General features: G+C 75.3%; 1 protein-coding gene and 1 pseudogene. One reads left to right on the top strand and one right to left on the bottom strand.

Features of this window, described 5'->3' with window-relative positions; genetic code table 11:
• Positions 1–2,203, bottom strand: a pseudogene (locus WH07_RS39935) (hypothetical protein); the annotation flags it as partial.
• A 370-nt stretch (positions 2,204–2,573) separates the two neighbouring features.
• On the opposite strand from WH07_RS39935, the gene WH07_RS23590 reads away from it, so the two are divergent.
• Positions 2,574–3,314 (top strand): GOLPH3/VPS74 family protein, encoded by a 741-nt coding sequence (locus WH07_RS23590; RefSeq protein ID WP_046503566.1) that lies wholly within the window; start codon positions 2,574–2,576, stop codon positions 3,312–3,314.
• Positions 3,315–3,693: the final 379 nt, after the last annotated feature.

Below are 3,693 nucleotides of genomic sequence, written 5' to 3'. Positions count from 1 at the left end.
GGTCGGCGGACAGCGCGAGCCGGGGGGCGGGCAGGGGGCGCAGGGCCTGTACGACGGCGAAGACGATCAGCAGGAGCAGGACGAGCGGCGTCCAGATCTTGATGCGCCGGACGACGTTACGGACGGGGGTCTCTGGCGGCGGCGGGGTGTTCGTCAGCTCGGCGAGCAGATCGAGCGGGGGCAGCGGCGGCATGGGCTGCTGCCGGGTCCGCTCGGCGTCGGGCACCGGTGACTCGGGCCGCAGCGGTACGAAGGTGCTCGCGGGGTCGCGGGGCAGCCTGAGGGAGGTGGTCGGCTGATCGATCCCCGGCTGTGCGGCCGGCTTGGGGCGCGTGGTGAGCACGGCGGTGGGCTGATCGATCCCGTCACGGGCCCAGGAGGGTGCTTCCCGCTCGTCGGTGGGCGCGTTCTTGGCGGTCGCGCTCTCGGCGGGCGCGGGGCGGCTGCCCTCGGCCCGGCCGTCGGCGGCGCTGTCCTGGGCGTCCTGCGTGCCCTGCCCGTCCTTGGCAGTGGATGCGCCGGCACCACTCGGCTGGGCACCGCTCGGCTGGGCACCACCCTGCTGGGCGGCATCCGCAGAGGCGGCCTGGGCAGCCTCGCCGCCGTGGCCGGAGCCCGGGACTTCCGAACCGCCCTGCCCGCCCGGACCACGCTCGGCACTGCCTGCACGGGCGGCACCCTGCCGGGCGGCAGTGGAGCCGCCCTGGGATGCCTCGCTGCCGCGAGAGTCGCCCGCAGGTGCGGGCTTGCCCGTCGCAGGGGCGCCGCCACGCCCGGAGTCACCGGAATCCGGGGCGGGCTTCCGGGCCGTACCCGCGGACGCTGATTCGCCTCCGCGCGTGGCGTCACCGGACTCCGCGCCGCCCGCCCGAGCCGTACGCGCAGACACGGAGCCGCCCCGGGCGGCCTTGCCGTCCTGCGCCGGGGCACTGCTGCCCCGCTCCTGCTCGTCGCCGCGCGAGGCACCGTCCCGCACGGCGTCCCCAGGCGCATCGTCGCCGGGTGCCGAGGCAGAGCTGCGGCGCTCCTCGCCGTCACGGCCAGAGCCGTCACGGGCGTTCCCGTCGCCGCTCGACGGACCGTCGGCAGAACCCGCGCCCGCCTCGCCCGGCCGGAGGAACAGAGTCGCGGCGGAGCCGCCCTCAGCGGTCGCGCCGCCGTGAGCCGCGCCCGTGGGCGCGGGCTTGCCCGCAGCCGGGACACCACGCCCCGCCTCGTCGCCGGGCGACGGAACACCCACGCGGGCCACGCCCGTACCGGTCGGCCGGACCGACTCCTCCGAGGCGGCCCGGCCGGAGCCGTCAGCCCCGGCAGTGCCTTCGCCCGCGACGCCGGGGCTGACCGCCGTCGACGCGGTGCCGCGCCGGTCATCCTCGTCGGCGCGCCCTTCCTTGTCGCTCCGCGACGGAACACCCGCCGGGGCCGTGCCCGTACCAGCTGGCCCGGCCGGATTCGGCGAGCCGCCGGGCCCGGAGCCGCCCGGCCCGTTCTCGTCGCTCGTCGACGGACCGCCAGCAGCGCCTGCGGACGCGGACTTTGAGGGCGTCGCGGTGCCGCCACGGCCGGAACCGCCGGACTCCGGACCATCGGTCCGGACAGCCTTCGCCGAGGCGGAGCCACCTCGGGCAGCCTCGCCCGGCGCCGGGACACTGCCCCGGTTCTCCTCGCCGTCGCTCGACGGAGCACCAGCGCGAGCCGTACCCGTACCCGTACCCGTGCCGGAGCCGTAACCGGGCGCAGGGTCCTCGGGGCGTGCCTGCTCGTCGCTCCGCGACGGAACAGCCGCCTGGGCTACGCCCGTACCCCCTTGCCGGGCCGAACCCTGAGAGCCCGCGCGGCCGGAGCCGTCGGACTCCGGGACAGCCGCACCCTGGACAACGCTGTCGCCCGCGCGGTCGGAACCGTCGGCCTCCGCGCCGCCCGCCCGCGTCCCGCCCGTAGCCGCGGAGCCGCCTCCAGCGGCCTTGCCGCCCTGCACCGCGTCCGCAGGCCCGGCCTCGCCCCGCGCGCCACCCGCGTCGGCGCGCGACGGAACTCCCGCCGGGGCCGTCCCCGTAGCCGGGTCACCGGACTCCGGGCCACCGGCGCGGGCCGTCCCCGTAGCCGAATCGCCGAGCCTCGCACCACTCGCACGAGGTCCCGCCGTACCGCCGTCCGGGCTCACCGGGGCCGTCGTGCCGGGGCGGTCCGGGGTCAAGGTCAAGGTTCGGTCCGCGGGTGTGCGATTTGCGGTTGCTACCGGTGACGACGGACGGTCGGGGGACGAATCCCGGAAGACCGCGAGCCGCGGGTCGCGTTCACCCGGAGTCGTGTCACCCGTCTCCCCCGACGGTTCGCGCTGCTCCGACTTGCCGGGGGACTCGCCCGCCACCGTGTCTCCTTCATGTCTCATCCGACGTACCGCCGACGTACCGCGCTGTCCGAACCATCATCAGTGTCCTGCTCTGGGACCGCGCTCCCCGGGCTAGACGAGAACGACATACATAACGGTTCCCGCACAAAGCACCCAGGCACTCTCGACAGACCAATGTGAGAGGGGTCACCCTGTCATTCATCCACGCGGGGAGGCATGGATGGGCAGGAGCCGCAGAACAATTCCGGAGGAGCTTCTGCTGCTCGCTCTGGACCCGGCCACGGGTACCACAGCGCAGCCGCAGTCGCTCGACCTCGGCCTGGCCGGAGCACAGCTAGTAGAGCTGGCTCTGGCAGGACGGATAGCCCCTGACGGGGATCGTATCGCCGTGGTGATGCCACGGCCGACCGGAGATCCGACTCTGGACTCCGCGCTGGAACTGCTGCGCAGGCGCGGCAGCCCGGTTCGGGCCGTCCACTGGATTGGCGGGCCCCGGCTGGGGCTGCGCCAGACCTATCTCTCGCATCTGGAGCGGTGCGGCATGGTGCATGCCGTGGCGGGCCAGATGTGCGGGGTGCTGCCGACGACGCGCTACCAGGCGACGGAGACGGCGATCAGCCGGGAGATCAGGGCCCGGCTGGACAGTGCGATCCGCACCGGCGTACCACCGGACCCGCGGACCGCGGCGCTCGCCGCGCTGGCCCACGCGGTCGGACTCGGCAAGCACCTGTACCCGGGCAACGAGGGGCGCTCGTCGCGCTCCCGGCTCCGGGACCTGATCAGGCACGACCCGATGGGCGGCCTGGTGGCGCACGCCGTGATGGACGTCCAGAACGGCGTGGGCGCGCAGCAGCGCCGCAACCCGGCTCAGGGTGCCCCACCCAGCGCCCCGGGCGGCCGGGCGTCGGCCGTACCGTCGCAGCCGAACCGCGGGAAAATGGCTCGCGTCGCAGCGCACTGAAGGCAGTCGCGGGACAGCCGCGGAGCAGTCGCGAGGCAGCCGGGCAACGGCGTACGAGGCGTGCGAGCCGTACAGGGCGGCGTACGCGTACGACCGGGCACAACTGAAGAAGCACCGCCGCAGCAACGTCGCACCGACGTCCCCAGAGCCGGTTCGGGAGCCGCAAGAGACGCGCGGGGCAGCCTGTTCGCAACGGGCTGCCCCGCGCGCCGCGTTCCGGCCCTGCCCCGGCCCGGTTTCCGCGAACGGTCCCGCGCGGGCGGTCCTGCGCGAACGATCCCGCGCGGCGGTACGTACGTAAGGACCGCACCCGACCGCGCGGCACACACCGGACCCCACGGCGCGCGCCGGGGCCCGCTGAGCGCCGTGGGGTCCGGTG

The sequence above is a fragment of the Streptomyces odonnellii genome (assembly GCF_000981895.1).
Classification (GTDB): Bacteria; Actinomycetota; Actinomycetes; order Streptomycetales; family Streptomycetaceae; genus Streptomyces; species Streptomyces odonnellii.
This window is presented reverse-complemented; position numbering and strand designations above follow the sequence as displayed.

Excerpts from the sequence above, each read along its gene's own strand:
- WH07_RS23590 (WP_046503566.1), top strand. The coding sequence starts at position 2,574 with ATGGGCAGGAGCCGCAGAACAATTCCGGAGGAGCTTCTGCTGCTCGCT.